This is a genomic window from Halomonas salipaludis (genome assembly GCF_002286975.1).
GTDB classification, from domain to species: Bacteria; Pseudomonadota; Gammaproteobacteria; order Pseudomonadales; family Halomonadaceae; genus Franzmannia; species Franzmannia salipaludis.
This window is the reverse complement of record NZ_NSKB01000011.1, coordinates 114,137-140,827: the sequence shown is the minus strand read 5'-3', so window position 1 is coordinate 140,827 and position 26,691 is coordinate 114,137. Positions and strand designations below refer to the sequence as shown.

The window sequence follows — 26,691 nt, the reverse complement described above, 5'->3', positions numbered from 1 at the left end:
AGGTCATCGTCAGGCACTTATACCAAAACCCCAGCTTCGGAAGAGGCTGGGGTTTTTTCATGGGCATGGGGAAACCCGGCTCTTTATATGTGGGGCCGCTTCGCGGGCCGGCCCCTCGCCAGCTCGGGGCGTTCGACCGCCCTCGCGGCGGTGCCGCGAAGGGCTGGGCGGTCTCACCCCCATGCGAGATATGTCATCGTCAGGCACTTATTTCGAAGAAACCCCGAGTACGCAAGTGCTTGGGGTTTTTTCATACCCAGAAGCCCCGTTCTCGGCAGAGATTGGGACTTCGTCGTTTGAGGCGGGTGAGCGTTGCACTTTGGTCGCGGCATTCCCGCTGATAGGCCGCTTCCGATAGAATATGGGTTTTCCCGGCTGGGGCCGTTGTAATGACCATTGGTGACCTAATCCGCTTGATGCGTGATGGTGAGTTTCATTCCGGCGAGCAGCTGGGTGAGCGGCTGGGCGTGTCGCGCACGGCGGTATGGAAGCAGCTCAAGAAGCTCGAGGCCATGGATGTTCCCCTTGAGGCGGTCAAGGGACTGGGCTATCGCCTGGCCACGCCCCTGGAGCTGCTCGACGGTGCCGGCATCGTCGCCCAGCTGCCGCGTAATAGCCGTACCTGCCTGAGTCGCCTGATCATCGAAGAGAGCGTGCCGTCGACCAATGCATACCTGCGCGAGCGTTTCGCGCAGGGGGCGGGGCACGGCGAGGTGTGCCTGGCTGAGTCGCAAAGCGCTGGCCGGGGGCGCCGCGGACGTGGCTGGGAGAGCCCCTGGGGGCGAGGCCTGATGCTGTCGGTGGGCTGGCGGTTCGAGGGCGGCGCCAATGTCCTTGAAGGTCTGAGTCTGGCGGTGGGGGTTGTGGCGGCCGAGGTGCTCGAGCGCCACGGGCTGGTGGTGGCGCTGAAGTGGCCCAACGATGTGCTGCTCGAGACGCCTGGTGGGCTGGCCAAGCTGGCGGGCATCCTGCTCGAAGTGAGCGGCGATCTGGCGGGCCCGTGCGAGGTGGTGGTCGGGCTGGGGCTCAATGTCGATCTGCCCGCCGAGGTACGCGCGGGTATCGATCAACCGGTGGCCGCCGTACATGATGTGGTGCCAGAGGTGTCGCGTAACCAGTTGGCGGCAGAGCTGGTGGCTGGGTTGCTCGATCTACTGTCGCGCTATGAGCAGGAGGGGTTCTCTGCTTGGCAGCCGGCATGGTCGTGCCGCCATGCCTATGCCGATCGGGAGGTCGAGGTGATCCAGCGTGATGGGCGCTATGTGGCGCGGGTCGAGGGTATCGATGGCGCAGGAAACCTGCTGGTACGCCATGACGGTGAGCAGCGACGCTTGGCGGGTGGCGAAATCAGCGTGCGTGGACGTTCATGATTCTCGATCTGGATATTGGCAATACGCTCTCCAAATGGCGGCTCAAGGATAGTGTCAGCAGCGAGATTCGTTCGCGGGGGGCTGTGTGGACGCGCGAGGAGTGGCGGCCAGGCTCGGATATCCCCGACCTCGACGTGGTGGAGGCGGTGCGTATCTCCAGCGTAGCGCGACGAACGGTGCTGCTGGATACCGTGGCCTTGCTGCGTCGTCGCGTAGGGGTGGTGCATGTGGCGCACTCGACCCGTGAGGCGCTGGGGGTCACCAATGGCTATGAGGAGCCGGGGCGCCTGGGAGTCGACCGCTGGATGGGGGCGCTGGCCAGCTACCACCTGGCTGGTGGCTGCTGCAGCGTCGACTGCGGGAGCGCCATCACCATCGACTTCGTGCTACCCGGAGGGCGTCATCTGGGCGGCTATATCCTGCCTGGGCTGCGGTTGATGAAGGAGAGCCTCAAGCTGGGTACTCGCAATGTGGCCATCGACCCCGACAGCGAGGCCGATGAGCTGTTGGCGCCGGGCAAGAATACCGTCGAGGCGGTCAATCACGGTATTTATATGGCTGCCGTCAGCGCAGTGAATCGGATCTATGCTGAGGTCTGTGATCGCGAGGGGGTGGCCATGCCGCTGCTGCTTACCGGCGGCGATGCGCGGGTCATCTCGCGCGGCATGCGCGTGCCCCATGCGCTGTGGCCGGATATGGTCTACGGCGGCCTGGAGGCCTGCTTCCCGCTGACCAGTGCCGAGCGGGCCGGCCGGCTGTCGGGGGCGCCGCGGGTCCCGGCGCCGGTGGCGCTGGAAAAGATACGCGCAGGGCTTGCCTTCTCGATGCTGCTTTGACATAATTTTGCGCGTTCTCAGCCATAGCGGCGCCCGGCGGCGGTCAGATATCCATCGGGTAACCACTTGACAAATCTGAGAAAAGCGGTAGAATTTGCCGCGGCCTGGAGGGGTTCCCGAGTGGCCAAAGGGAGCAGACTGTAAATCTGCCGCGAAAGCTTCGAAGGTTCGAATCCTTCCCCCTCCACCAGATTTTGCCGACGTGCTGCCGTCCGGCTGCAAAAGTGGGTAGGCGGGTATAGTTCAATGGTAGAACCTCAGCCTTCCAAGCTGATGGTGCGGGTTCGATTCCCGCTACCCGCTCCAGTTTCTGGCCAGCGCAGTAGTTGTAGAGAGTCGTAGAGTTTTGCTCATGTAGCTCAGGGGTAGAGCACACCCTTGGTAAGGGTGAGGTCGACGGTTCAAATCCGTCCATGAGCTCCATATTGAAAAAGGCGAGCCAAGTGCTCGCCTTTTCTTTTCCCGGAGGCGCGCCGGGGGTTGTAAGGCGGGATCGCTTCCGCTATCATTGCGCCCGCTGTTGCGTAGGCTGCCTGCAAAAGGGGCGAAGCAATGGCGCCGATACAGGCCAGTAGCTCAATTGGCAGAGCAGCGGTCTCCAAAACCGCAGGTTGGGGGTTCGATTCCCTCCTGGCCTGCCAGTCTTCCCCAGGCTGGCGATATCTCTTATACTTTCATGTTTCGATTGCCGCACCCTGAGGAGTCTCGTTTTCATGAAACATAACGCCGAGGTGCAGGAGTCGCGCCACGACGGGCTCAAGTGGGCGGTGGTCGTTTCCTTGGTGGTCGTTGCCGTGGTTGGCAATTCCTATTTTGCCGATCAGGCCATCCTCTATCGGGTGCTGGGCGTGGTGGCGCTGTGTGCTCTGGCCGCGGTAGTCGGCTTTACTACTACCAAGGGGCGCGATCTGCTTGAGCTCGCTCGCAGTGCGCGCAAGGAAATTCAGCGCGTGGTCTGGCCGACCCGCCCCGAGACCATTCAGACCACTGCCATCGTGCTGGTGGCGGTGCTGGTGGTGGGCCTGATGCTATGGCTGATGGACACCATTCTAGGCTGGGCGATGTCCGGCGTCATCGGTTAGGAGATTCCATGTCCAAGCGTTGGTATGTCGTGCATGCCTACTCCGGTTTCGAGAAGCATGTCATGCGCTCGCTCATCGAGCGCGTGAAGATGTATGGCATGGAGGACCGCTTCGGCGAGATTCTGGTGCCGACCGAGGAAGTGGTGGAGATGCGCGACGGCAAGCGTCGCAAGAGCGAGCGCAAGTTCTATCCTGGCTACGTGCTGGTCGAGATGGAGATGGATGATGGCACCTGGCACCTGGTCAACGAGACGCCGCGCGTGATGGGCTTCATCGGTGGCACCAAGGAGAAGCCGGCGCCGATCACTCAGAAAGAAGCCGATGCCATCCTGCGCCGTGTGCAGGACGGTACCGACAAGCCGCGCCCCAAGACCCTGTTCGAGCCGGGTCAGTCGGTGCGCGTCGTCGATGGCCCCTTCGCCGACTTCAATGGCGTGGTCGAAGAGGTCAACTACGACAAGAGCCGTCTGCAGGTCAGTGTGCTGATCTTCGGCCGCTCGACGCCTGTCGAGCTCGAGTTTTCACAGGTCGAGAAGGACTGAGTTTCGACCTGAACGTATCGTATGAGCCGCTGGGCGGTTCATTAACCCGGGGAGCCGCAAGGCGCTACTACCCAACTGGAGTCTACCCATGGCCAAGAAAGTACAGGCTTACATCAAGCTGCAGGTCGCAGCTGGTAAAGCCAATCCGAGTCCCCCCGTCGGCCCTGCGCTGGGTCAGCACGGTGTCAATATCATGGAATTCTGCAAGGCGTTCAACGCCGAGACCCAGGACATCGAGCCGGGTCTGCCGACGCCCGTGGTGATCACCGTCTATTCCGACCGCAGCTTCACCTTCATCACCAAGACGCCGCCGGCAGCCGTGCTGCTGAAGAAGGCCGCTGGTATCAAGTCCGGCTCAGGCGAGCCGAACAAGAAGAAGGTCGGTACCGTGACCCGCGAGCAGCTCGAAGAGATCGCCAAGACCAAAGAGCCGGATCTGACGGCTGCCGATCTCGACGCCGCCGTGCGTACCATTGCCGGTAGTGCCCGTAGCATGGGCCTCAACGTGGAGGGCCTCTGATCATGGCTAAACTGACCAAGCGTGCCAAGCTGATCAACGAAAAGGTCGAGGCCGGAAAGGTCTACTCCCTGGAAGAAGCCGTGGCGCTGCTCAACGAGCTGTCCACTGTCAAGTTCAAGGAGTCGCTGGACGTCGCCATCAACCTTGGCGTTGACCCGCGTAAATCCGACCAGGTGGTGCGTGGCGCGACCGTCATGCCCAACGGTACCGGCAAGGACGTGCGCGTTGCCGTCTTCACCCAGGGTGCCAATGCCGATGCCGCCAAAGAAGCCGGTGCCGATATCGTCGGCATGGACGACCTGGCCGAGCAGGTCAAGAAAGGCCAGCTCGATTTCGACGTGGTCATCGCGTCACCGGATGCCATGCGCGTGGTTGGCCAGCTGGGCCAGATCCTCGGTCCGCGCGGCCTGATGCCGAACCCCAAGGTCGGCACCGTGACCCCCGATGTGGTCACCGCCGTCAAGAACGCCAAGGCGGGCCAGGTGCGCTTCCGTACAGACAAGAACGGTATCATCCACACTACCTTGGGCAAGGTCGATTTCGACGCAGCCGCGATTCAGGGCAACCTCGACGCGCTTGTCGCCGATCTCAAGAAGCTCAAGCCGAGCACCTCCAAGGGTGTGTATTTCAAGAAGGTGACCCTGTCCACCACCATGGGGCCGGGCATCACCGTCGACCACTCTGCGCTGGTGTAAGCCAGGCGAGTATCGACGCAACAGGCAGTAACTTTGCGGTCCCCGTGCGCGGCGTCAAGGCGTAACGGCGGGGCACCGTCAAAGACCGCAGGTGCCGCTCCTTGGAGCGGCTTAATCGCCCCTTGAGGGTGCCTGCGCAGATGGTGTGGCCGCCAGTCATCTGGTGAGCACCATCATCCAGGACCTCCACCGGGCCAGTTGGCGGGTGGGGGAGATGGTAACCACCGGAATGCTCGATACGGGCTTCCGGCACGAAGGAGTGATCACCGTGCCACTAGCACTCGAAGGCAAGAAAGCGATCGTTGCCGAGGTCAGTGAAGCGGCCAAGGATGCGCTCTCCGTCGTCGTTGCCGACTCGCGTGGCGTTGCCGTAGGGGCAATGACCGACCTGCGCAAGCAGGCCCGCGAGAATGGCGTGCAGATCCGTGTTGTGCGCAACACCCTGGCACGCCGCGCCCTCGAGGGTACTCCCTGGGAGTGCCTCAACGAGACGTTCTCGGGTCCGACCATGCTGGCCTTCTCCTATGAGCACCCGGGCGCTGCCGCCCGCCTGTTCAAGGAGTTCGCCAAGGGTGAGAAGGAATTCGAGGTCAAGGCGCTGGCATACGAAGGCGAGTTCATCCCGGCTTCCGACCTGGATCGCCTGGCAACGCTGCCGACCTACGACGAGGCCATCGCCAAGCTGATGTCCGTCATGAAGGAAGCGTCCGCTGGCAAGCTGGTTCGTACTCTCGCTGCGCTGCGTGACCAGAAGCAGGAAGAGGCCGCCTGATCGGCGAACTCGATCCCGCTGTCTGAATCGAACACTGTATCAATGAGCGCTCGGGCGACCGAGGCTCCCGCAAAGTTTAGGAATTTGACAATGGCACTGACCAAAGAAGACATCATCAACGCCGTCGCCGACATGTCCGTGATGGAAGTCGCCGAGCTGGTCGAAGCGATGGAAGAGAAGTTCGGCGTGTCCGCTGCCGCTGCCGTCGTGGCTGGCCCGGCTGCCGCTGGCGAAGCTGTTGAAGAGCAGACCGAGTTCGACCTGGTGCTGACTGGCGCTGGCGAGAAGAAGGTCAACGTGATCAAGGTCGTTCGCGAGATCACCGGCCTGGGCCTGAAGGAAGCCAAGGGTGCCGTCGACGGCGCTCCGGCGACCATCAAGGAAGCGATGTCCAAGGACGACGCTGAAGAAGCCAAGAAAAAGCTGGAAGAAGCCGGCGCGTCCGTGGAGCTCAAGTAATCCTTGTGCCCACGGCTTCACGCGCTGCGTAAGCTTCCACGGCTGGTGGCGGGACACCCGCTGCCGGCCTTTTTCTGTTGTTACTAGCCGGCCGCCATGTTGGCGTAGCCGCTAGCCGAATTCCGACGGCGAGCTCTCATACGGGGGCTTGCCGTCAGCGCCTGACGGTAGTGCTCTCGTCGGGTGGCGCCGACACGCATCGGTCACCCATGGTGAACAAGCTGGGGAATACAGATGGCTTACTCATACACTGAGAAAAAACGCATCCGCAAGGATTTCGGCAAACTGCCCCAAGTGATGGATGTGCCCTACCTGCTGGCCATCCAGCTTGATTCCTACTACGACTTCCTCCAGCAGGATCGGGCGCCGGAAGAACGCATGGAGATCGGCCTCAATGCCGCCTTCAAGTCGGTCTTCCCGATCGAGAGCTTTTCGGGCAACGCCGCGCTCGAATACGTCAGCTACCGTTTCGGCACCCCGGCCTTCGATGTCAAGGAGTGCCAGCTGCGCGGCGTCACCTACTCTGCACCGCTGCGCGTCAAGGTGCGCCTGATCATCTACGATCGCGAGTCATCCAACAAGGCGATCAAGGATATCAAGGAGCAGGAAGTCTACATGGGGGAGATCCCCCTGATGACCGAGAACGGTACCTTCGTCGTCAACGGTACCGAGCGCGTCATCGTCTCCCAGCTGCACCGCTCGCCGGGCGTGTTCTTCGATCACGACAAGGGCAAGAGCCACTCTTCCGGCAAGCTGCTCTACTCGGCTCGCGTGATTCCTTACCGCGGCTCGTGGCTCGACTTCGAGTTCGATCCCAAGGACAGCGTGTTCGTGCGCATCGACCGTCGCCGCAAGCTGCCGGCTTCGGTGCTGCTGCGCGCGCTGGGCATGAGCGCCGAAGAGATCCTCGAGCAGTTCTTCGAGACCAGCACCTTCCATATCGAGAAGTCCGGCTTCTCGGTGGATCTGGTGCCGTCACGCCTGCGTGGCGAGACCGCCACCTTCGACATCAAGGATGTCGACGGCAGCGTGATCGTCGAGGAAGGCCGCCGGGTGACCCAGAAGCATATCCGGCAGATGGAGAAGTCGGGCCTCGAGCGTCTCGAGGTGCCGATGGAGTACCTGTACGGCAAGACCCTGGCCCGCGATCAGGTCGATCCCAACAGTGGTGAGCTGATCTGCGAGTGCAACACCGAGATCACGCCGGAGCTGATGGAGAAGCTGGCCCAGGCCGGTATCACCAGCCTCGAGACGCTGTATACCAACGATCTCGACTGCGGTCCGTTCATCTCCGACACCCTGAAGCTCGATACCACCCGGTCGCAGCTCGAGGCGCTGGTCGAGATCTACCGCATGATGCGCCCCGGCGAGCCGCCCACCAAGGAGGCCGCCGAGACGCTGTTCCGTAACCTGTTCTTCAGCGAAGACCGCTACGACCTGTCGGGCGTTGGCCGCATGAAGTTCAACCGTCGCCTGCGCCGCGAAGGCGACACCGGCTCCGGGGTGCTCGACAACCAGGACATCATCGACGTGCTCAGGGAGCTGATTGCGATCCGCAACGGCTTCGGCGACGTCGATGATATCGATCACCTGGGCAACCGTCGCATCCGCTGCGTGGGCGAGATGGCCGAGAACCAGTTCCGCGTTGGCCTGGTGCGCGTCGAGCGTGCGGTCAAGGAGCGTCTCTCCATGGCCGAGAGCGAAGGCCTGATGCCCCAGGACCTGATCAACGCCAAGCCCGTCGCCGCGGCGGTCAAGGAGTTCTTCGGTTCCAGCCAGCTGTCGCAGTTCATGGATCAGAACAACCCGCTCTCCGAGGTGACCCACAAGCGTCGCGTGTCGGCACTCGGCCCGGGCGGCCTGACCCGCGAGCGCGCCGGTTTCGAGGTGCGTGACGTTCACGCCACCCACTACGGCCGGCTGTGCCCGATCGAGACGCCGGAAGGCCCCAACATCGGCCTGATCAACTCGCTGGCCACCTACAGCCACACCAACAGCTACGGTTTCCTCGAGACACCGTACCGCAAGGTCGTTGATCGCCAGGTCACCGACGATGTGGTGCACCTCTCGGCGATCGAGGAGGGCGACTTCATCATCGCTCAGGCCTCGGCCACCGTCGACGGGTCGAACAAGCTGATCGACGACCTGGTGCAGGTCCGCCACCGCGGCGAGACCACCTTCATGGCGCCCGACAAGGTGACCCTGATGGACGTCTCGCCGCGCCAGGTGGTGTCGGTGGCTGCGGCGCTGATCCCGTTCCTCGAGCACGATGACGCCAACCGCGCCCTGATGGGGTCGAACATGCAGCGTCAGGCGGTGCCGACCCTGCGTGCCGACAAGCCGCTGGTGGGGACCGGCATGGAGCGCTTCGTGGCCCGCGACTCCGGCGTTTGCGCCGTGGCCGGCCGCGGCGGTGTGATCGACTCGGTCGACGCCAAGCGCATCGTGGTGCGGGTCAACGAGGATGAGATCATCGGCGGCGAAGCCGGCGTCGATATCTACAACCTGACCAAGTACGTGCGTTCCAACCAGAATACCTGCATGAACCAGCGTCCCATCGTGCGCCCCGGTGACGAAGTGGCGCGTGGCGACATCCTCGCCGACGGCCCGTCCGTCGACATGGGCGATCTGGCCCTGGGCCAGAACATGCGCATCGCCTTCATGCCCTGGAACGGCTACAACTTCGAGGACTCGATCCTGGTCTCGGAGCGCGTGGTGCAGGAAGATCGCTTCACCACCATCCACATCCAGGAACTGACCTGCGTGTCCCGCGACACCAAGCTGGGCGCCGAGGAGATCACCTCGGACATTCCCAATGTCGGTGAGTCGGCCCTCGGCAAGCTCGACGAGGCCGGCGTGGTCTACATCGGTGCCGAAGTCGGCCCTGGCGACATCCTGGTCGGTAAGGTCACGCCCAAGGGCGAGACCCAGCTGACCCCGGAAGAGAAGCTGCTGCGTGCGATCTTCGGCGAGAAGGCCAGCGACGTGAAGGACACCTCGCTGCGTGCGCCGACCGGCATGCGCGGAACCGTGATCGACGTCCAGGTCTTCACTCGCGACGGCGTCGAGAAGGACTCACGGGCGTTGTCCATCGAGCAGATGCAGCTCGACGAAGTGCGCAAGGATCTCCAGGAGACCTATCGCATCGCCGAAGACGCCACCTTCGAGCGCCTCAAGCGCACCCTCGACGGCCAGGCCGTCAACGGTGGGCCCAAGCTCAAGAAGGGCGACGTGCTCAGCGACGAGTACCTCGAGGAGCTGCCGCGTCAGCAGTGGTTCAAGCTGCGTCTGCAGGACGAGTCGCTCAACGAGCTGCTGGCCCAGGCCGACGAACAGCTCGAGAACCGTCGCAAGGAGATGGACGAGCGTTTCGAGGACAAGAAGCGCAAGCTGACCCAGGGCGACGACCTGGCGCCGGGCGTGCTCAAGATCGTCAAGGTCTACATGGCGGTCAAGCGGCGCATCCAGCCGGGTGACAAGATGGCTGGGCGTCACGGTAACAAGGGCGTCATCTCGGCCATCATGCCGATCGAAGATATGCCCTTCGACGCCGGTGGCGAGCCGGTCGACGTGGTCCTCAACCCGCTCGGCGTGCCGTCGCGGATGAACGTCGGTCAGGTCCTCGAGACCCACCTCGGCATGGCCGCGCGTGGCCTGGGGATGAAGATCGAGCGCATGCTGCGCGAGGCTCGCGACCAGCAGGTCGGCGAGATCCGCGACTTCCTCGGCAAGATCTACAACACCGCGGGTACCCGTCATGAGGACATCGATTCGCTGTCCGACGACGAGGTGATCGCCCTGGCCAAGAACCTGCAGGGCGGCGTGCCCATGGCGACCCCGGTCTTCGACGGCGCCAAGGAGCACGAGATCAAGCACCTGCTGACCCTCGCCGACCTGCCGGATTCCGGTCAGATGACGCTGTTCGATGGGCGTACCGGCGAATCCTTCGACCGGCCGGTGACGGTGGGCTACATGTACATGTTGAAGCTCAACCACCTGGTCGATGACAAGATGCACGCGCGTTCTACCGGCTCCTACTCGCTGGTCACCCAGCAGCCGCTGGGCGGCAAGGCGCAGTTCGGTGGTCAGCGCTTCGGCGAGATGGAGGTCTGGGCGCTGGAGGCGTACGGCGCGGCCTATACCCTCCAGGAGATGCTCACGGTCAAGTCCGACGATGTCGAAGGGCGGACCAAGATGTACAAGAGCATCGTCGACGGCGACCACACTATGCAGGCAGGCATGCCGGAGTCCTTCAATGTGCTGGTGAAGGAAATCCGCTCGCTGGGCATCGATATCGAGTTAGAGAGCTAGGAGCCCCCCAATGAAAGATTTGGTGAAAGTCCTCAAATCGCAGGCTCAGTCCGAAGAGTTTGACGCGATCAAGATTACGCTCGCGTCACCGGAAATGATCCGCTCCTGGTCCTACGGCGAAGTGAAGAAGCCCGAGACCATCAACTACCGCACCTTCAAGCCGGAGCGGGATGGCCTGTTCTGCGCCAAGATCTTCGGTCCGGTGAAGGACTACGAGTGTCTGTGCGGCAAGTACAAGCGCATGAAGCACCGTGGCATCATCTGCGAGAAGTGCGGCGTCGAGGTGACCAAGGCCGCGGTGCGCCGCGAGCGCATGGGCCATATCGAGCTGGCCAGCCCCGTCGCGCACATCTGGTTCCTCAAGTCGCTGCCGTCGCGCATCGGCATGTTCCTCGACATGACCCTGCGTGACATCGAGCGGGTGCTCTACTTCGAGAGCTTCGTGGTCATCGACCCGGGCATGACCACGCTGGAGCGTGGCCAGCTGCTCAACGACGAGCAGTACTTCGAGGCCCTCGAGGAGTTCGGTGACGACTTCGACGCTCGCATGGGCGCCGAAGCGGTCCAGGCGCTGCTCAAGGACATCGATCTGGCCGAGGAGATTGACCGGCTGCGCGAGGAGATTCCGCAGACCAACTCCGAAACCAAGATCAAGAAGCTGTCCAAGCGCCTCAAGCTGCTCGAGGCCTTCTACAAGTCCGGCAATGCGCCGGCGTGGATGGTCATGGAAGTGCTGCCGGTGCTGCCGCCGGACCTGCGTCCGCTGGTGCCGCTGGACGGCGGCCGCTTCGCGACCTCGGATCTCAACGATCTGTACCGCCGGGTGATCAACCGCAACAACCGCCTCAAGCGGCTGCTCGACCTCAATGCGCCGGACATCATCGTGCGCAACGAGAAGCGCATGCTGCAGGAGTCGGTGGATGCGCTGCTCGACAACGGCCGCCGCGGCCGCGCCATCACTGGCTCCAACAAGCGTCCGCTGAAGTCGCTGGCCGACATGATCAAGGGCAAGCAGGGGCGCTTCCGCCAGAACCTGCTGGGCAAGCGCGTCGACTACTCCGGCCGCTCGGTGATCACCGTGGGTCCGACCCTGCGCCTGCACCAGTGCGGCCTGCCCAAGAAGATGGCGCTGGAGCTGTTCAAGCCATTCATCTACTCCAAGCTGCAGTCGCTGGGCTACGCCTCGACGATCAAGGCGGCCAAGAAGATGGTCGAGCGCGAGCTGCCCGAGGTGTGGGACATCCTCGCCGATGTCATCCGCGAGCACCCGGTACTGCTCAACCGCGCGCCGACCCTGCACCGCCTCGGCATCCAGGCCTTCGAGCCGCTGCTGATCGAGGGCAAGGCGATCCAGCTGCACCCGCTGGTGTGTGCCGCCTACAACGCCGACTTCGACGGTGACCAGATGGCGGTCCACGTACCGCTGACCCTGGAAGCCCAGCTCGAGGCGCGGGCGCTGATGATGGCCACCAACAACGTGCTGTCGCCGGCCAACGGCGAGCCGATCATCGTGCCGTCCCAGGACGTGGTGCTGGGTCTGTATTACATGACCCGCGAGAAGATCAACGCCAAGGGCGAGGGGATGGTCTTCTCCAACCTCAAAGAGGTCGAGCGCGCCTACGGTACCCAGAGCGTCTCCATGCATGCTCGCGTCAAGGTGCGTCTGACCGAGTACCTGGCGGAGGAAGAGGGCGGTGAGAAGATCGAGCAGACCTCGATCTTTGATACCACCGTGGGCCGTGCCCTGTTGTTCCGGATTCTGCCCAAGGGGGCGCCTTTCGAGCTGGTCAACCAGCCGATGAAGAAGAAGGCGATCTCCAAGCTGATCAACGAGGTCTACCGCCGCGCTGGCCTCAAGGAAGCGGTGATCTTCGCCGACCAGCTGATGTACACCGGCTTCCGCATGGCGACCTGGTCGGGTGCCTCGATCGGCGTCAACGACTTCGTCATCCCCGAGTCCAAGAAGGGCATCGTCGATGCCGCCGAGGACGAGGTGAAGGAGATCGAGGATCAGTTCTCCTCGGGCCTGGTCACCGCCGGCGAGAAGTACAACAAGGTCATCGACATCTGGTCCAAGGCCAACGACAAGGTGGCCAAGGCGATGATGGCGGGCATCTCCAAGGAGACCGTGGTCGACCGTGACGGCAACGAGGTGGAGCAGGACTCGTTCAACAGCGTGTTCATCATGGCCGACTCCGGGGCCCGTGGTAGTGCCGCCCAGATCCGCCAGCTGGCGGGCATGCGTGGCCTGATGGCCAAGCCCGACGGCTCGATCATCGAGACCCCGATCACCGCTAACTTCCGTGAGGGTCTGAACGTACTGCAGTACTTCATCTCCACCCACGGCGCGCGTAAGGGTCTGGCGGATACGGCACTCAAGACCGCCAACTCCGGCTACCTGACCCGTCGTCTGGTCGACGTGGCCCAGGACCTGGTGATCACCGAGACCGACTGCGGCACCGAAGAGGGCCTGACCCTGCACCCGGTGATCGAGGGTGGCGACATCATCGTCTCCCTGGCGCAGCGCGTGTTGGGCCGGGTGGTGGCGCAGGACGTCATCGACCCGGCCACCGACGAAGTGCTGATTCCGCGCGGCACCCTGCTCGACGAGAAGTGGTGCGCCGAGCTCGACACCATGGGGGTCGACGAGATCGTGGTGCGCTCGACCATCGCCTGTGAGACCGCTCACGGCGTCTGCTCGGCCTGTTATGGTCGCGACCTGGCGCGTGGCCATCAGGTCAATATCGGCGAGTCGGTGGGCGTCATCGCCGCCCAGTCGATCGGTGAGCCCGGCACCCAGCTGACCATGCGTACCTTCCACATCGGTGGTGCCGCTTCGCGGGCCTCGGCAGTGGATAGTGTCCAGGTCAAGCACGGTGGGCGCGTGCGCCTGCACAACATCAAGTCGGTGGAGCGTGCCGATGGCAAGCTGGTGGTGGTCTCGCGCTCCAGCGCCCTGGCCGTCGCCGACGACCACGGCCGCGAGCGCGAGTACTACAAGCTGCCCTACGGCGCTGAGCTGTCGGTCAAGGACGGCGATGCCGTCGACGCTGGTCAGGCGGTGGCCAAGTGGGATCCGCACACCCACCCCATCGTCGCCGAGGTCGAGGGCAAGGTGCAGTACATCGACATGGACGAAGGCATCTCCATCCACCGCAGCGTGGACGAGATGACCGGCCTGTCGTCGATCGAGGTGATCGAGTCGGCGGCGCGTCCCGCTGCGGGTCGCGAAAAGCGCCCGATGATCATGCTGACCAACGACGCCGGCGAACATGTGGCACTGCCGGGCTCCAATACCCCGGTGCAGTACCTGCTGCCGGGCAAGGCGATCATCTCGGCCGAGAACGGCGCCAAGGTGGGCATTGGCGAGGTCGTGGCGCGTATCCCGGTGGAGGCGTCCGGCAACAAGGACATCACCGGTGGTCTGCCTCGCGTGGCCGACCTGTTCGAAGCGCGCAAGCCGAAAGAGCCGGCGATCCTCGCCGAGATCAGCGGCGTGATCAGCTTCGGCAAGGAGACCAAGGGCAAGCGCCGTCTGGCGATCACCCCGGAATCCGGCGAGCCGTTCGAGATGCTGATCCCCAAGTGGCGCCAGATCGCGGTGTTCGAAGGCGAGACCGTCGAGCGCGGCGAGGTTATCTCCGACGGCCCCAGCAGCCCCCACGATATCCTGCGCCTGCTGGGCGTGGCCGAGCTGGCCAAGTACATCACTGCCGAGGTGCAGGAGGTCTACCGGCTGCAGGGCGTGGGCATCAACGACAAGCACATCGAAGTAATCGTGCGTCAGATGCTGCGCAAGATCGAGATCACCGATGCCGGCGACTCCAGCTTCATCACCGGCGATCAGGTCGAGCTGGTGCGGGTGCTGGAGGAGAACGCGCGGCTGGCGGCGGAAGACAAGTTCCCCGCCAAGTACGACCGCCTGCTGCTCGGCATCACCAAGGCCAGCCTGGCCACCGAGTCGTTCATCTCCGCGGCCTCCTTCCAGGAGACCACGCGGGTGTTGACCGAGGCGGCGGTAACCGGCAAGCGCGATTACCTGCGCGGCCTCAAGGAAAACGTGGTGGTGGGACGCCTGATCCCGGCCGGTACTGGTCTCACCCACCACGCCGAGCGCAAGCGCAAGCGTGAAGACGCCGAGCGTACGCTCAGCCCGTCGGCCTTCGATGTCGAGCAGGAGTTGGGCGCTCAGCTCACCGCCCTCGATGCCGATGAAGACGACATCTAGGCAGTGTCTTGCAGTGCGGCGCCGGCAGCGGCGCCGCACTGGTCGGGCCCAGGCTTGACGGGCATTGCAGCAAGACAGTAGAATGCGCAGCCTTTAATAGTGGGGTGGGTACGCCCGCACCCACAGTAAAGGCTAAGGCAATCATTGGAGTCAGCAACAGACCATGGCAACTATTAATCAGCTCGTGCGCAAGCCGCGCAAGCGTCCCGTCGCCAAGAGCGACGTGCCGGCGCTGCAGGCCTGCCCGCAAAAGCGCGGCGTTTGCACCCGCGTCTACACCACCACCCCGAAGAAGCCGAACTCGGCCCTGCGTAAGGTATGCCGCGTGCGCCTGACCAACGGCTTCGAAGTGTCGTCCTACATCGGCGGTGAAGGCCACAACCTCCAGGAGCACTCCGTGGTCCTGATTCGCGGTGGCCGCGTCAAGGATTTGCCGGGTGTGCGCTATCACACCGTGCGCGGCGCTCTCGACACCTCGGGTGTCCAGAACCGCAAGCAGGGCCGTTCCAAGTACGGCACCAAGCGTCCCAAGTCCTAACTCGGGACGACATGACATACAGCATTGCAACGGTCAGATAAGAGTAAGGTCGAGCGGCCCGCGTGGCGAGTCTCGAGTTTACCTGAAGGACCCTTTACTGAGGGCTTATCATGCCTAGAAGAAGAGTAGCAGCGAAGCGCGAGATTCTGCCGGATCCCAAGTTCGGAAGTGAGCGCCTGGCCAAGTTCATGAACCACCTGATGATCAGCGGCAAGAAGTCTGTTGCTGAGAAGATCGTCTATGGTGCGCTGGATATCGTCATCGAGCGCAGCAAGGAAGAGCCGCTGGAGATTTTCGACAAGGCGCTGGAAACCATCCAGCCCATGGTCGAGGTCAAGTCTCGTCGGGTCGGTGGTGCAACCTACCAGGTGCCCGTGGAAGTTCGTCCCTCTCGCCGTCAGGCCCTGGCCATGCGCTGGCTGGTAGACGCCGCTCGCAACCGTGGTGAAAAGACCATGGTGCAGCGTCTCGCCGGCGAAATGCTGGATGCTGCCGAAGGCAAGGGTGCGGCAGTCAAGAAGCGCGAAGACGTGCACCGCATGGCAGAAGCCAACAAGGCTTTCTCCCACTACCGGTTCTAAGCACGGCGCGCTCGCCGACTTCCATACACGACGTGCTGCCCTGGCGGGTAGCACGTGCAACCAATGGGGAATTCCATCGTGGCACGCAAGACTCCGCTCAAGCGTTACCGCAACATTGGTATCGTCGCCCACGTTGACGCCGGTAAGACAACTACCACCGAGCGTGTCCTGTTCTATACCGGCCTGTCGCACAAGGTTGGCGAGGTTCATGATGGCGCCGCCACCATGGACTGGATGGAGCAGGAGCAGGAGCGTGGTATCACCATCACCTCCGCGGCGACCACCTGCTTCTGGCAGGGCATGAACAAGCAGTTCGATGAGCACCGCATCAACATCATCGACACCCCGGGGCACGTCGACTTCACCATCGAGGTGGAGCGTTCGCTGCGCGTGCTCGACGGCGCGGTGGTGGTGCTGTGCGGCTCCTCCGGCGTGCAGCCGCAGACCGAGACCGTGTGGCGCCAGGCCAACAAGTACGAAGTGCCGCGCATGGTGTTCGTCAACAAGATGGACCGCGCCGGCGCCGACTTCTTCATGGTTGTCGACCAGCTCAAGGAGCGCCTCGGCGCCAATGCGGTTCCGATCCAGATCAACTGGGGCACCGAGGAAGACTTCAAGGGCGTCATCGACCTGCTGCAGATGAAGGCGATTCTGTGGAACGAAGACGACCTGGGCATGAGCTATGACCTGGCCGACATCCCCGCCGAGCTGCAGGAAACCGCAGAGAAGTATCGCGAGGAGATGGTCGAGGCCGCTGCCGAAGGCTCCGAGGAGCTGATGGACAAGTACCTCGAGGGCGGCGAGCTAACGATTGAAGAGATCAAGGCCGGCCTGCGCGCGCGCACCCTGGCCAACGAGATTGTGCTGGTCACCTGCGGTTCGGCGTTCAAGAACAAGGGCGTCCAGGCGGTGCTCGACGGCGTCATCGAGTTCATGCCGTCACCCACCGAGGTCAAGGCCATCGAGGGTGAACTGGACGACAAGGATGGCACCATCGCCACCCGCGAGGCTGACGACAGCGCGCCGTTCGCGGCCCTGGCGTTCAAGATTGCCACCGACCCGTTCGTCGGCACCCTGACCTTCATCCGCGTCTATTCGGGCGTGCTCAAGTCGGGTGACAGCATCTTCAACTCGGTCAAGAGCAAGAAGGAGCGCGTCGGCCGTATCGTGCAGATGCACTCCAACTCGCGCGAGGAGATCAAAGAGGTCTACGCCGGCGATATCGCCGCCTGTATCGGCCTCAAGGATGTCACTACCGGTGACACCCTGTGCGATCTCAACGACAAGATCGTCCTCGAGCGCATGGAATTCCCGGATCCGGTGATCTCGGTGGCCGTGGAGCCGAAGTCCAAGGCCGACCAGGAGAAGATGGGCGTGGCACTGGGCAAGCTGGCCCAGGAGGACCCGTCGTTCCGCGTCAAGACCGACGAGGAGACCGGCCAGACCATCATCTCCGGTATGGGCGAGCTGCACCTCGATATCATCGTCGACCGCATGCGTCGCGAGTTCAAGGTCGAGGCTAACATCGGCAAGCCGCAGGTCGCCTATCGCGAAACCATTCGCGGCAGCGTCGAGCAGGAAGGCAAGTTCGTGCGCCAGTCCGGCGGTCGTGGCCAGTTCGGCCATGTCTGGCTGCGCATCGAGCCGTTCACCGAAGCGGAAAAGGAAGAGGACGAAGAAGTCCACTTCAAGTTCTCCTCCGAAATCGTCGGCGGCGTGGTTCCCAAGGAATACGTGCCCGCTGTCGAGAAAGGGGCCTATGAGCAGCTGCAAAACGGTGTCATCGCGGGCTACCCGATGATCGACGTCAAGGTCACGCTGTATGATGGCTCCTATCACGACGTGGACTCCAACGAGACCGCGTTCAAGATCGCCTCTTCCATGGCGATCAAAGAAGGTGCCAGAAAGGCCAAGGCCGTGCTGCTGGAGCCGATGATGAAGGTCGAAGTCGTGACCCCCGAGGAATTCATGGGTGACGTCATGGGCGACCTGAACCGTCGTCGCGGTCTGGTGCAGGGCATGGATGACTCGTCTTCGGGCAAGATCATCCGCGCAATGGTGCCGCTGGGTGAGATGTTCGGTTATGCGACCGACCTGCGCTCTCAGACCCAGGGCCGCGCAAGCTACTCCATGGAGTTTGCAAAGTACGACGAGGCGCCCTCCAGCGTCGTTGAAGCCGTCATCAACCAGAACGGTTAACCGTTAGCTAACGTAAAGAGGTTATAGCAGTGGCTAAGGAAAAATTTGAACGTTCCAAACCGCACGTCAACGTCGGCACCATCGGTCACGTCGACCACGGTAAGACCACACTGACTGCGGCCCTGACTCGCGTGTCTGCCGAGGTGTTCGGCGGCGAATGGCGCCAGTTCGACAGCATCGACAACGCTCCGGAAGAGCGTGAGCGCGGCATCACCATCGCCACCGCTCACGTCGAGTACCAGTCCGAAGAGCGCCACTACGCGCACGTCGACTGCCCGGGCCACGCCGACTACGTCAAGAACATGATCACCGGTGCTGCCCAGATGGACGGCGCTATCTTGGTCTGTTCCGCAGCCGACGGCCCCATGCCGCAGACCCGTGAGCACATCCTGCTGTCGCGTCAGGTCGGCGTGCCGTACATCGTCGTGTTCCTGAACAAGGCCGACATGGTCGACGACGAAGAGCTGCTCGAGCTGGTCGAGATGGAAGTGCGCGAACTCCTCTCCGAGTACGACTTCCCGGGCGACGACACCCCGATCATCATCGGCTCTGCGCTGATGGCGCTGAACGGTGAAGACGACAACGGCATGGGCACCACCGCCGTTGCCAACCTGATCAAGGCCCTGGACGAGTACATCCCGGAGCCGGAGCGTGCCATCGATCAGCCGTTCCTGATGCCGATCGAGGACGTGTTCTCTATCTCGGGCCGCGGCACCGTGGTTACCGGCCGTATCGAGCGCGGTATCGTCAAGGCTGGCGAGGAGATCGAGATCGTCGGTATCAAGGACACCACCAAGACCGTCGTCACTGGTGTCGAGATGTTCCGCAAGCTGCTCGACGAAGGTCGTGCCGGTGAGAACGTCGGCGCTCTGCTGCGCGGCACCAAGCGTGACGACGTCGAGCGCGGTCAGGTCCTGGCCAAGCCGGGCACCATCACTCCGCACACCGTCTTCGAAGCCGAAGTCTACGTGCTGTCCAAGGACGAGGGTGGTCGTCACACGCCGTTCTTCAAGGGCTATCGTCCGCAGTTCTACTTCCGTACCACTGACGTGACCGGTACCTGTGAACTGCCGGAAGGCGTCGAGATGGTCATGCCGGGCGACAATGTCAAGATGGTTGTCACCCTGATCGCTCCGATCGCCATGGAAGACGGCCTGCGCTTCGCGATCCGCGAAGGCGGCCGTACCGTCGGCGCCGGTGTTGTCGCCAAGATCATCCAGTAAGCCTTAGGCTCGCCCGATGATCGAAGGGGGCTCCTGCGGGGGCCCCCTTTCTGCGCATGTTTTCGCCAGAGTGTTTGACTCCGGCTGACACCATGCCTATAATGCGCATCCTTTGAATGCGTGGGTAGACGGCTCGCGCCGTCGACATCCATTGGAGTTTAGGGCTAATGCAGAACCAGAAGATTCGCATTCGGTTGAAAGCGTTCGACCATCGCCTGATCGACCAGTCCGCCGCGGAGATCGTAGAAACCGCCAAGCGTACCGGTGCTCAGGTGCGCGGTCCGATCCCGCTGCCGACCAACCGTGAGCGCTACACCATCCTGATCTCGCCGCACGTCAACAAGGACGCGCGCGACCAGTATGAGATCCGCACTCACAAGCGTGTGCTCGACATCGTCGAACCCACCGAAAAGACCGTTGACGCACTGATGAAGCTCGACCTCGCCGCTGGCGTGGACGTGCAAATCAAACTCGACTAAGACCTCACTAGACACTTGCGGCCCAGCGCCCGGCTTACAGATCGCCGAGCAGCAGCCGCCACGCCGGGATGGCGTCATACAACGTGCTAGTGGAATGCTCTGGAAAGGGCAGCCATAGCGGGTGATAGCCCCGTACACTATTAGGAGACTGAACATGACTATCGGTTTAGTCGGTAAGAAGGCGGGCATGACCCGTGTCTTCACCGAAGATGGCGCATCCGTGCCTGTAACCGTTATCGAGGTTGAGCCTAACCGCGTGACTCGCGTCAAGACCGTCGATGTCGACGGCTACAGCGCAGTCCAGGTGACAACCGGTTCCCGCAAGGCCAAGCACCTGACCAAGGCGCAAGCTGGACAGTTTGCCAAGGCAGGTACCGAGGCCGGTCGTTCACTGATGGAATTTCGTCTCGCCGAAGGCGACGAAGCTCCGGAAGTGGGTGGCGAACTCACCGTATCCCTCTTCGAAGCTGGTCAGATCATCGATGTGACCGGTACCTCCAAGGGCAAGGGCTTCCAAGGCGCCGTCAAGCGCTGGAACTTCCGCACCCAGGACAACACCCACGGTAACTCGCTGTCGCATCGCGCGCCGGGTTCCATCGGCATGTGCCAGACCCCGGGTCGCGTCTTCAAGGGCAAGAAGATGGCCGGTCAGATGGGCAATGTCCGCTGCACCGTGCAGAGCCTGGAAGTCGTCCGTGTCGACGCCGAACGCAACTTGCTGCTGATCAAGGGCGCTGTCCCTGGTGCGCCGGGTAGCGATGTCGTCGTGCGCTCTTCCGTCAAAGCTCGCTGAGGGGGTTGGAACCGATGAATTTGAATCTCGCAGGTGCCAGCGCCGGCACTGTCGAAGTGTCCGATGCGACCTTTGGCAAAGAATTCAACGAAGCACTGGTACACCAGGTCGTCACCGCCTATCTGGCCGGTGGTCGCCAGGGTAGCCGTGCCCAGAAGAACCGCTCTGACGTGCGCGGCGGCGGCAAGAAGCCGTGGCGCCAGAAGGGCACCGGTCGCGCCCGTGCCGGTACCATCCGCTCGCCGCTGTGGCGTAGTGGCGGTGTGACCTTTGCAGCGCGTCCCCAGGACCACTCGCAGAAGGTCAACCGCAAGATGTATCGTGCGGCGATGCGTTCGATCCTCTCCGAGCTGGTGCGTCAGGAGCGTCTGGTGGCGGTCGAGGAGATCACCGTCGACGCGCCCAAGACCAAGCAGCTGGTCGCCAAGCTCGGCGAGCTGGGTCTGGAGAAGGTGCTGATCGTCACCGAAGAGGTCGACGAGAAGCTTTACCTGGCCGCCCGCAACATCCCCAACGTGGATGTAGTGGACGTTGCCGCTGCCGACCCGGTGAGCCTGGTCGCCTTCGACAAGGTGCTGGTCACCGTCTCTGCTCTGCGTAAATTCGAGGAGAAGCTGGCATGAACCAGGAACGTGTATTCAAGGTTCTGCTTGGTCCGCACATGACCGAGAAGGCCGCCTTCGCCGCTGAGCGCAATCAGTATGTGTTCAAGGTGGCGGATGACGCGACCAAGCCGGAAATCAAGAAGGCCGTCCAGGCTCTCTTCGGCAAGAAGGTCGATCGCGTGCAGGTCCTGAACATGAAGGGCAAGACCAAGCGCACCGCACATGGCATCGGCCAGCGCAAGGGTTACCGCAAGGCGTATGTGACCCTGGCCGCGGGCGAGACGCTCGAAGACTTCTCTGGCGCCGAATAAGGGCAGGAGTACGGATCATGGCAGTAGTCAAGACTAAACCCACTTCCGCCGGTCGTCGTCACGTCGTCAAGATCGTCAACGACGAGATCTACAAGGGCCGCGCTTACGCGCCGCTGCTTGAGAAGAAGTCCAAGTCCGGTGGACGTAACAATAACGGTCGCATCACCACCCGCCACGTGGGCGGTGGTCACCGTCAGCACTATCGTATGGTCGACTTCAAGCGCACCAAGGATGGCGTTCCCGCCGTCGTTGAGCGCATCGAGTATGACCCGAACCGCAGTGCCCACATTGCACTGCTCAAGTACCTGGACGGCGAGCGCCGCTACGTCATCGCGCCCAAGGGCGTGAAGGCTGGCGATACCCTCGAGTCCGGCGTCAACGCAGCCATCAAGCGGGGCAATACCCTGCCGCTGCGTAACATCCCGGTGGGCTCCACCGTGCACTGCATCGAGCTGAAGCCCGGCAAGGGCGCGCAGATCGCACGCAGCGCCGGTACCAGCGCGCAGCTGGTCGCCCGCGAAGGCAACTATGCTTCGCTGCGTCTTCGCTCCGGCGAGATGCGCAAGGTCCTGGCCGAGTGCCGTGCGACCCTGGGTGAAGTGAGCAACTCCGAGCACAGCCTGCGTCAACTTGGCAAGGCCGGTGCGAAGCGCTGGAGAGGTGTGCGTCCGACTGTTCGCGGCGTGGCAATGAACCCGGTGGATCACCCGCACGGTGGCGGTGAAGGCCGCACCAGCGGTGGTCGTCACCCGGTCTCCCCGTGGGGTATCCCCACCAAGGGCCACAAGACCCGTAAGAACAAGCGCACCGACAAGCTTATCGTTCGTCGCCGCAAGGCCAAGTAACACACATTAAGGGGTAACGGCTGTGCCACGTTCACTGAAGAAAGGTCCTTTTATCGACCTTCATCTGCTGAAGAAGGTTGAGGCTGCAGTGGAGAAGAGCGACCGCAAACCGATCAAGACCTGGTCGCGTCGCTCCATGATCCTGCCGAACATGGTGGGCCTCACCATTGCAGTCCATAACGGTCGCCAACACGTCCCGGTGCATGTCTCCGAGGAAATGGTTGGCCACAAGCTGGGCGAATTCGCTGCCACCCGCACTTATCGCGGTCATGCGGCGGACAAGAAAGCCAAACGGTAAGCCAGAGAGGATTGAGAGATGGAAGTCACAGCTAAGCTGCGTGGCGCTCGTTTATCCGCCCAGAAGGCCCGTTTGGTGGCTGACCAGGTGCGCGGTAAACCGGTCGCCGAAGCTATTGACCTGCTGACCTTCTCACCGAAGAAGGCTGCCAAGCTGGTCAAGAAAGTGCTTCAGTCCGCCATCGCGAATGCGGAAGAAAACAACGGCATGGACATCGACGAGCTGCGTGTCTCGACCATCTGTGTCGATGAGGGCATGACGCTCAAGCGCATCCAGCCGCGCGCCAAAGGCCGTGCGGATCGTATCTTGAAGCGCACCTGCCACATCACCGTCAAGGTAGCCGAGAAGTAGGAGTCGACCAGATGGGTCAGAAAGTAAATCCGACAGGTATTCGGCTGGGTATCGTCAAAGACCATACCTCGGTGTGGTACGCCGAGCGCGGTGCCTATGCCGACAAGCTGAACAACGATCTCGAAGTGCGTCGCTTCCTCGAGGAGCGTCTGAAGAATGCGTCCGTGAGTCGCATCCACATTGAGCGTCCGGCCAACAACGCCCGTATCACCATTCACACTGCCCGTCCGGGCATCGTGATTGGCAAGAAGGGTGAAGACGTCGACAAGCTGCGTCGCGACGTCACCCAGATGATGGGTGTGCCGGTGCACGTCAACATCGAAGAGGTCCGCAAGCCGGAACTCGACGCCCAGCTCGTCGCGCAGAACATCGCCGGCCAGCTCGAGCGCCGTGTGATGTTCCGTCGCGCCATGAAGCGTTCCGTACAGAACGCCATGCGCCTCGGCGCAGGCGGCATCAAGGTGATGCTGTCAGGTCGTCTTGGCGGTGCGGAAATCGCACGTACCGAATGGTACCGCGAAGGCCGTGTGCCGCTGCATACCCTGCGTGCGGACATCGACTACGCCACCTACGAAGCCAAGACCACCTACGGCATCATCGGTGTCAAGGTCTGGGTCTTCAAGGGTGAAATCCTCGGGGGCATCGAAGAGGTTCGCGCCAAGGCTAAGCAGCCGACGAACGCGCCCTCCAAGAAGAAAGGTTCCAGGTAAGGGGAGAGCGAATCGATGTTACAACCCAAGCGTATGAAATTCCGCAAGATGCAGAAAGGCCGCAACCGTGGCCTGGCGCATCGCGGTAGCAAAGTGAGTTTCGGTGAGTATGGCCTCAAGGCCACGGGGCGCGGTCGCGTTACCGCCCGCCAGATCGAAGCGGGTCGTCGTGCCATCAGCCGTCACGTCAAGCGTGGTGGCAAGATCTGGATCCGTGTGTTCCCGGATAAGCCGATCTCCAAGAAGCCCCTGGAAGTCCGTATGGGTAAGGGGAAGGGCTCGGTCGAGTATTGGGTCGCTCAGATCCAGCCAGGCCGTGTCCTGTACGAGATCGAAGGCGTTTCTGAAGAGCTGGCGCGTGAGGCATTCAGCCTGGCCGCTCAGAAGTTTCCGGTCTCCACCACCTTTGTGAAACGGACGGTGATGTGATGAAAGCCCAGGAAATTCGTGAAAAGTCAGTAGAAGAGCTTAATGAGCAGCTCTTTGAACTCCTCCGCGAGCAGTTCAACCTGCGCATGCAGAAGGCCACCGGCCAACTGAGCCAGACTCATCTGCTCAAGCAGGTCCGTCGGGATATCGCCCGCGTCAAGACTGTGCTCAACGAGAAGGCAGGTGACTGAGATGGCCGAAGAAAAGAAAGCCCGTACGCTCACCGGCAAGGTGGTGAGCGACAAGATGGACAAGTCCATCGTCGTTATGATCGAGCGCCGCGAGCGTCACCCGATCTACGGTAAGTACATGAAGCGCTCCACCAAGCTGCACGCCCATGACGAGGCGAATCAGGCTAAGGACGGCGACACCGTTTCCATCCAGGAATCGCGTCCCCTGTCCAAGAAGAAAGCCTGGACGTTGGTCGAGGTGGTCGAGCAAGCCAAGGGCTAAGTTCGACAAGCGCCTTCGAAACCAGTGCAGTCAGATTAGGTTTGGAGAAAACCGATGATTCAGACTCAGACAATGCTGGATGTCGCCGACAACAGCGGAGCGCGCCGGGTGCAATGCATCAAGGTGCTGGGCGGTTCACACCGCCGCTACGCCCGAGTGGGTGACATCATTAAGGTAACGGTGAAAGAAGCCATCCCGCGGGGCAAGGTCAAAAAGGGCCAGGTTCTCAAGGCGGTGGTCGTTCGCACCCGCAGCGGCGTCCGTCGTCCCGACGGTTCGCTGATCCGCTTCGATGGAAATGCGGCGGTTCTGTTGAACAACACCAACGAGCAGCCGATCGGAACCCGTATTTTTGGGCCGGTCACTCGTGAACTTCGTAATGAAAAGTTCATGAAGATCATTTCCTTGGCGCCTGAAGTGCTGTAAGGAGCGAGGCGGATATGCAAAAGATCAAACGTGATGACGAAGTAATCGTCATCGCCGGCAAGGATAAGGGCAAGCGTGGCACCGTTAAGCGGGTTCTCGAAAACCGCTTCGTGGTGTCCGGTGTGAACATGATCAAGCGTCACACCAAGCCCAATCCCATGGCGGGCAATCAGGGCGGTATCGTCGAGCGCGAGGCTCCGATTCACGCGTCCAACGTAGCCATCTTCAATTCGGAGACCGGTAAGGCGGATCGCGTCGGCTTCCAGGTGAAGGAAGACGGTACCAAGGTACGTATCTACAAGTCGACGCAGACGCAGATCGACGCCTAACGCGAGTCGGGTAGCAAAATGGCGAACTTGAAAGAACGTTATCAGAACGAGGTGGCAGCTCAACTCAAAGAGCAGTTCAGCTACGCCAACGTTATGCAGGTACCCCGGATCACCAAGGTGACCCTCAATATGGGTATCGGCGAAGCGACCAGCGATAAAAAGCTGATCGAAAATGCCGTCGGCGATCTGGAGAAGCTCTCCGGTCAGAAGCCGATGGTCACCAAGGCACGCAAGTCCATCGCGGGCTTCAAGGTGCGTGAAGGCTGGCCCATTGGTATCAAGGTCACACTGCGCAGTGCGCGCATGTGGGACTTCCTGGACCGCCTGGTGAATATCGCGATCCCCCGCGTACGTGACTTCCGTGGTCTCAACCCGAAGTCCTTCGACGGTCGTGGCAACTACTCGATGGGGGTGCGTGAGCAGATCATCTTCCCGGAGATCGAATATGATAAGATCGATCGGATCCGTGGTCTGGACGTCACCATCACCACCACTGCCAACACCGATGAAGAAGGTCGTGCGCTGCTGAGCGCGCTGAACTTCCCGTTCAAGAAATAAGGGTGGGATCATGGCAAAGAAAAGCATGGTAGAGCGCGAACTCAAGCGTACCAAGATGGTCGAGAAGTACGCTGCCAAGCGGCGCGAGCTCAAGGCTATCATCAACGACGTGAACGCTTCCGACGAAGAGCGCTTCGACGCGCAGCTCAAGCTGCAGCAGCTGCCGCGCGACTCCAGCCCGGTGCGTCAGCGTAACCGCTGCCGGATTACTGGCCGTCCGCACGGCTTCTACAACAAGTTCGGCCTCGGCCGCAACAAGCTGCGTGAAGCCGCCATGCGTGGCGACGTCCCTGGACTCAAGAAGTCCAGCTGGTAACGGCCACGTAGAATCATCAGGAGCGCAACGTAATGAGCATGCAAGATACGCTGGCGGATATGTTTACTCGTATCCGCAATGCGCAAATGGCCACCAAGGAGACGGTCACCATGCCGTCCTCCAAGCTGAAGGTCGAGGTGGCCCGCGTATTGAAGGAAGAGGGCTACATTCACGACTTCGCCGTCGCTGAAAGTGCCAAGCCCGAGCTGACCGTGACCCTCAAGTACTTCGAGGGCAAGGCCGTCATCGAGCACATTCAGCGGGTGTCCAAGCCGTCCCTGCGCCAGTACAAGGGCAAGGCTTCACTGCCGAAAGTCGCCGATGGCCTGGGTATCGCGATCGTTTCCACCTCCAATGGCGTGATGACCGATCGTGCGGCCCGTCAGGCTGGTGTCGGTGGCGAAGTCATCTGCACCGTATTCTAGGAGTTTG

General features: G+C 62.0%; 30 protein-coding genes and 4 tRNA genes. All 34 read left to right on the top strand.

Annotated features, from left to right (window positions below; all coding sequences use genetic code 11):
• Positions 1 to 389: 389 nt before the first annotated feature.
• The 34 genes from CK498_RS23230 to rpsH all read left to right on the top strand — a co-directional run bounded on the left by CK498_RS23230 (position 390) and on the right by rpsH (position 26,684).
• Positions 390 to 1,370: a biotin--[acetyl-CoA-carboxylase] ligase gene (locus CK498_RS23230; protein WP_095623222.1), complete on the top strand. Its 981-nt coding sequence runs from the start codon at positions 390 to 392 to the stop codon at positions 1,368 to 1,370.
• Positions 1,367 to 2,206: a type III pantothenate kinase gene (locus CK498_RS23225; RefSeq protein ID WP_095623221.1), complete on the top strand. Its 840-nt coding sequence runs from the start codon at positions 1,367 to 1,369 to the stop codon at positions 2,204 to 2,206. The genes CK498_RS23230 and CK498_RS23225 overlap by 4 nt, the downstream gene beginning before the upstream one ends.
• Positions 2,207 to 2,312: 106 nt before the next feature.
• Positions 2,313 to 2,396, top strand: a tRNA-Tyr gene (locus CK498_RS23220).
• A 42-nt stretch (positions 2,397 to 2,438) separates the two neighbouring features.
• A tRNA-Gly gene (locus CK498_RS23215) sits at positions 2,439 to 2,512 on the top strand.
• A 42-nt stretch (positions 2,513 to 2,554) separates the two neighbouring features.
• A tRNA-Thr gene (locus CK498_RS23210) sits at positions 2,555 to 2,629 on the top strand.
• A gap of 142 nt (positions 2,630 to 2,771) precedes the next feature.
• Positions 2,772 to 2,847 (top strand) — tRNA-Trp (locus CK498_RS23205).
• Positions 2,848 to 2,919: 72 nt separating this feature from the next.
• A complete protein-coding gene (secE, locus tag CK498_RS23200; protein WP_095623220.1) occupies positions 2,920 to 3,288 on the top strand; it encodes a preprotein translocase subunit SecE in 369 nt (122 codons plus the stop codon).
• Between the two features lie 8 nt (positions 3,289 to 3,296).
• The gene (gene nusG, locus CK498_RS23195; RefSeq protein WP_095623219.1) at positions 3,297 to 3,830 is read left to right on the top strand and encodes a transcription termination/antitermination protein NusG; all 534 of its coding nucleotides are present in this window, start codon (positions 3,297 to 3,299) and stop codon (positions 3,828 to 3,830) included.
• Between the two features lie 88 nt (positions 3,831 to 3,918).
• Positions 3,919 to 4,350: a 50S ribosomal protein L11 gene (gene rplK / locus CK498_RS23190; protein ID WP_075880571.1), complete on the top strand. Its 432-nt coding sequence runs from the start codon at positions 3,919 to 3,921 to the stop codon at positions 4,348 to 4,350.
• A gap of 2 nt (positions 4,351 to 4,352) precedes the next feature.
• Entirely contained in the window at positions 4,353 to 5,045 is a 693-nt protein-coding gene (rplA, locus tag CK498_RS23185; protein ID WP_095623218.1) for a 50S ribosomal protein L1, read from the top strand.
• A gap of 268 nt (positions 5,046 to 5,313) precedes the next feature.
• The gene (gene rplJ / locus CK498_RS23180) at positions 5,314 to 5,817 is read left to right on the top strand and encodes a 50S ribosomal protein L10 (RefSeq protein ID WP_095623230.1); all 504 of its coding nucleotides are present in this window, start codon (positions 5,314 to 5,316) and stop codon (positions 5,815 to 5,817) included.
• Positions 5,818 to 5,907: 90 nt separating this feature from the next.
• Positions 5,908 to 6,276 carry a 50S ribosomal protein L7/L12 gene (rplL, locus tag CK498_RS23175; RefSeq protein ID WP_095623217.1) on the top strand — a complete coding sequence of 123 codons (369 nt, stop codon included), beginning with the start codon at positions 5,908 to 5,910 and terminating at the stop codon, positions 6,274 to 6,276.
• A gap of 234 nt (positions 6,277 to 6,510) precedes the next feature.
• Positions 6,511 to 10,587 (top strand): DNA-directed RNA polymerase subunit beta, encoded by a 4,077-nt coding sequence (rpoB, locus tag CK498_RS23170; protein ID WP_095623216.1) that lies wholly within the window; start codon positions 6,511 to 6,513, stop codon positions 10,585 to 10,587.
• 10 nt (positions 10,588 to 10,597) lie between these two features.
• Positions 10,598 to 14,815, top strand: coding sequence for a DNA-directed RNA polymerase subunit beta' (gene rpoC, locus CK498_RS23165; RefSeq protein WP_095623215.1), 4,218 nt, complete (start codon positions 10,598 to 10,600; stop codon positions 14,813 to 14,815).
• 163 nt (positions 14,816 to 14,978) lie between these two features.
• On the top strand, positions 14,979 to 15,353 hold the full coding sequence (gene rpsL / locus CK498_RS23160) for a 30S ribosomal protein S12 (RefSeq protein ID WP_095623214.1): 375 nt from the start codon (positions 14,979 to 14,981) through the stop codon (positions 15,351 to 15,353).
• A gap of 110 nt (positions 15,354 to 15,463) precedes the next feature.
• Positions 15,464 to 15,934, top strand: coding sequence for a 30S ribosomal protein S7 (gene rpsG, locus CK498_RS23155; protein WP_076749619.1), 471 nt, complete (start codon positions 15,464 to 15,466; stop codon positions 15,932 to 15,934).
• Between the two features lie 78 nt (positions 15,935 to 16,012).
• Complete coding sequence (gene fusA, locus CK498_RS23150) at positions 16,013 to 18,133, top strand: elongation factor G (protein ID WP_095623229.1); 2,121 nt, start codon at positions 16,013 to 16,015, stop codon at positions 18,131 to 18,133.
• Between the two features lie 29 nt (positions 18,134 to 18,162).
• Positions 18,163 to 19,356 (top strand): elongation factor Tu, encoded by a 1,194-nt coding sequence (gene tuf, locus CK498_RS23145; RefSeq protein ID WP_095623213.1) that lies wholly within the window; start codon positions 18,163 to 18,165, stop codon positions 19,354 to 19,356.
• Between the two features lie 167 nt (positions 19,357 to 19,523).
• Positions 19,524 to 19,835 (top strand): 30S ribosomal protein S10, encoded by a 312-nt coding sequence (gene rpsJ, locus CK498_RS23140; RefSeq protein WP_016419080.1) that lies wholly within the window; start codon positions 19,524 to 19,526, stop codon positions 19,833 to 19,835.
• A gap of 154 nt (positions 19,836 to 19,989) precedes the next feature.
• The gene (rplC, locus tag CK498_RS23135; RefSeq protein WP_095623212.1) at positions 19,990 to 20,628 is read left to right on the top strand and encodes a 50S ribosomal protein L3; all 639 of its coding nucleotides are present in this window, start codon (positions 19,990 to 19,992) and stop codon (positions 20,626 to 20,628) included.
• Positions 20,629 to 20,642: 14 nt separating this feature from the next.
• Positions 20,643 to 21,251: a 50S ribosomal protein L4 gene (gene rplD / locus CK498_RS23130; RefSeq protein WP_095623211.1), complete on the top strand. Its 609-nt coding sequence runs from the start codon at positions 20,643 to 20,645 to the stop codon at positions 21,249 to 21,251.
• On the top strand, positions 21,248 to 21,544 hold the full coding sequence (gene rplW / locus CK498_RS23125) for a 50S ribosomal protein L23 (protein WP_076749611.1): 297 nt from the start codon (positions 21,248 to 21,250) through the stop codon (positions 21,542 to 21,544). The genes rplD and rplW overlap by 4 nt, the downstream gene beginning before the upstream one ends.
• Positions 21,545 to 21,561: 17 nt before the next feature.
• Positions 21,562 to 22,389: a 50S ribosomal protein L2 gene (rplB, locus tag CK498_RS23120; protein ID WP_095623210.1), complete on the top strand. Its 828-nt coding sequence runs from the start codon at positions 21,562 to 21,564 to the stop codon at positions 22,387 to 22,389.
• 22 nt (positions 22,390 to 22,411) lie between these two features.
• A complete protein-coding gene (gene rpsS / locus CK498_RS23115; RefSeq protein ID WP_008959165.1) occupies positions 22,412 to 22,687 on the top strand; it encodes a 30S ribosomal protein S19 in 276 nt (91 codons plus the stop codon).
• Between the two features lie 18 nt (positions 22,688 to 22,705).
• Positions 22,706 to 23,038: a 50S ribosomal protein L22 gene (gene rplV / locus CK498_RS23110; protein WP_076749609.1), complete on the top strand. Its 333-nt coding sequence runs from the start codon at positions 22,706 to 22,708 to the stop codon at positions 23,036 to 23,038.
• A gap of 11 nt (positions 23,039 to 23,049) precedes the next feature.
• Positions 23,050 to 23,748: a 30S ribosomal protein S3 gene (rpsC, locus tag CK498_RS23105; RefSeq protein ID WP_076749607.1), complete on the top strand. Its 699-nt coding sequence runs from the start codon at positions 23,050 to 23,052 to the stop codon at positions 23,746 to 23,748.
• Positions 23,749 to 23,763: 15 nt separating this feature from the next.
• Positions 23,764 to 24,177, top strand: a complete 414-nt coding sequence (gene rplP, locus CK498_RS23100) for a 50S ribosomal protein L16 (protein ID WP_076749606.1) — start codon at positions 23,764 to 23,766, stop codon at positions 24,175 to 24,177.
• Positions 24,177 to 24,368, top strand: coding sequence for a 50S ribosomal protein L29 (gene rpmC, locus CK498_RS23095; RefSeq protein ID WP_076749605.1), 192 nt, complete (start codon positions 24,177 to 24,179; stop codon positions 24,366 to 24,368). Before rplP ends, rpmC begins: the two co-directional genes overlap by 1 nt.
• Before the next feature lies 1 nt (position 24,369).
• Complete coding sequence (rpsQ, locus tag CK498_RS23090) at positions 24,370 to 24,630, top strand: 30S ribosomal protein S17 (RefSeq protein WP_076749603.1); 261 nt, start codon at positions 24,370 to 24,372, stop codon at positions 24,628 to 24,630.
• Positions 24,631 to 24,684: 54 nt separating this feature from the next.
• Positions 24,685 to 25,056 carry a 50S ribosomal protein L14 gene (gene rplN, locus CK498_RS23085; RefSeq protein WP_008959163.1) on the top strand — a complete coding sequence of 124 codons (372 nt, stop codon included), beginning with the start codon at positions 24,685 to 24,687 and terminating at the stop codon, positions 25,054 to 25,056.
• A gap of 14 nt (positions 25,057 to 25,070) precedes the next feature.
• Entirely contained in the window at positions 25,071 to 25,385 is a 315-nt protein-coding gene (rplX, locus tag CK498_RS23080) for a 50S ribosomal protein L24 (RefSeq protein WP_009723895.1), read from the top strand.
• Between the two features lie 18 nt (positions 25,386 to 25,403).
• Entirely contained in the window at positions 25,404 to 25,943 is a 540-nt protein-coding gene (rplE, locus tag CK498_RS23075; RefSeq protein ID WP_095623209.1) for a 50S ribosomal protein L5, read from the top strand.
• Between the two features lie 10 nt (positions 25,944 to 25,953).
• Entirely contained in the window at positions 25,954 to 26,259 is a 306-nt protein-coding gene (rpsN, locus tag CK498_RS23070; RefSeq protein WP_095623208.1) for a 30S ribosomal protein S14, read from the top strand.
• A 32-nt stretch (positions 26,260 to 26,291) separates the two neighbouring features.
• Positions 26,292 to 26,684 carry a 30S ribosomal protein S8 gene (gene rpsH / locus CK498_RS23065; protein WP_095623207.1) on the top strand — a complete coding sequence of 131 codons (393 nt, stop codon included), beginning with the start codon at positions 26,292 to 26,294 and terminating at the stop codon, positions 26,682 to 26,684.
• Positions 26,685 to 26,691: the final 7 nt, after the last annotated feature.

Coding starts and splice junctions, on each gene's coding strand:
- CK498_RS23230 (WP_095623222.1), top strand. CDS start 390: ATGACCATTGGTGACCTAATCCGCTTGATGCGTGATGGTGAGTTTCAT.
- CK498_RS23225 (WP_095623221.1), top strand. CDS start 1,367: ATGATTCTCGATCTGGATATTGGCAATACGCTCTCCAAATGGCGGCTC.
- secE (WP_095623220.1), top strand. CDS start 2,920: ATGAAACATAACGCCGAGGTGCAGGAGTCGCGCCACGACGGGCTCAAG.
- nusG (WP_095623219.1), top strand. CDS start 3,297: ATGTCCAAGCGTTGGTATGTCGTGCATGCCTACTCCGGTTTCGAGAAG.
- rplK (WP_075880571.1), top strand. CDS start 3,919: ATGGCCAAGAAAGTACAGGCTTACATCAAGCTGCAGGTCGCAGCTGGT.
- rplA (WP_095623218.1), top strand. CDS start 4,353: ATGGCTAAACTGACCAAGCGTGCCAAGCTGATCAACGAAAAGGTCGAG.
- rplL (WP_095623217.1), top strand. CDS start 5,908: ATGGCACTGACCAAAGAAGACATCATCAACGCCGTCGCCGACATGTCC.
- rpoB (WP_095623216.1), top strand. CDS start 6,511: ATGGCTTACTCATACACTGAGAAAAAACGCATCCGCAAGGATTTCGGC.
- rpoC (WP_095623215.1), top strand. CDS start 10,598: ATGAAAGATTTGGTGAAAGTCCTCAAATCGCAGGCTCAGTCCGAAGAG.
- rpsL (WP_095623214.1), top strand. CDS start 14,979: ATGGCAACTATTAATCAGCTCGTGCGCAAGCCGCGCAAGCGTCCCGTC.
- rpsG (WP_076749619.1), top strand. CDS start 15,464: ATGCCTAGAAGAAGAGTAGCAGCGAAGCGCGAGATTCTGCCGGATCCC.
- rpsJ (WP_016419080.1), top strand. CDS start 19,524: ATGCAGAACCAGAAGATTCGCATTCGGTTGAAAGCGTTCGACCATCGC.
- rplC (WP_095623212.1), top strand. CDS start 19,990: ATGACTATCGGTTTAGTCGGTAAGAAGGCGGGCATGACCCGTGTCTTC.
- rplD (WP_095623211.1), top strand. CDS start 20,643: ATGAATTTGAATCTCGCAGGTGCCAGCGCCGGCACTGTCGAAGTGTCC.
- rplW (WP_076749611.1), top strand. CDS start 21,248: ATGAACCAGGAACGTGTATTCAAGGTTCTGCTTGGTCCGCACATGACC.
- rplB (WP_095623210.1), top strand. CDS start 21,562: ATGGCAGTAGTCAAGACTAAACCCACTTCCGCCGGTCGTCGTCACGTC.
- rplV (WP_076749609.1), top strand. CDS start 22,706: ATGGAAGTCACAGCTAAGCTGCGTGGCGCTCGTTTATCCGCCCAGAAG.
- rpsC (WP_076749607.1), top strand. CDS start 23,050: ATGGGTCAGAAAGTAAATCCGACAGGTATTCGGCTGGGTATCGTCAAA.
- rplP (WP_076749606.1), top strand. CDS start 23,764: ATGTTACAACCCAAGCGTATGAAATTCCGCAAGATGCAGAAAGGCCGC.
- rpmC (WP_076749605.1), top strand. CDS start 24,177: ATGAAAGCCCAGGAAATTCGTGAAAAGTCAGTAGAAGAGCTTAATGAG.
- rpsQ (WP_076749603.1), top strand. CDS start 24,370: ATGGCCGAAGAAAAGAAAGCCCGTACGCTCACCGGCAAGGTGGTGAGC.
- rplN (WP_008959163.1), top strand. CDS start 24,685: ATGATTCAGACTCAGACAATGCTGGATGTCGCCGACAACAGCGGAGCG.
- rplX (WP_009723895.1), top strand. CDS start 25,071: ATGCAAAAGATCAAACGTGATGACGAAGTAATCGTCATCGCCGGCAAG.
- rplE (WP_095623209.1), top strand. CDS start 25,404: ATGGCGAACTTGAAAGAACGTTATCAGAACGAGGTGGCAGCTCAACTC.
- rpsN (WP_095623208.1), top strand. CDS start 25,954: ATGGCAAAGAAAAGCATGGTAGAGCGCGAACTCAAGCGTACCAAGATG.
- rpsH (WP_095623207.1), top strand. CDS start 26,292: ATGAGCATGCAAGATACGCTGGCGGATATGTTTACTCGTATCCGCAAT.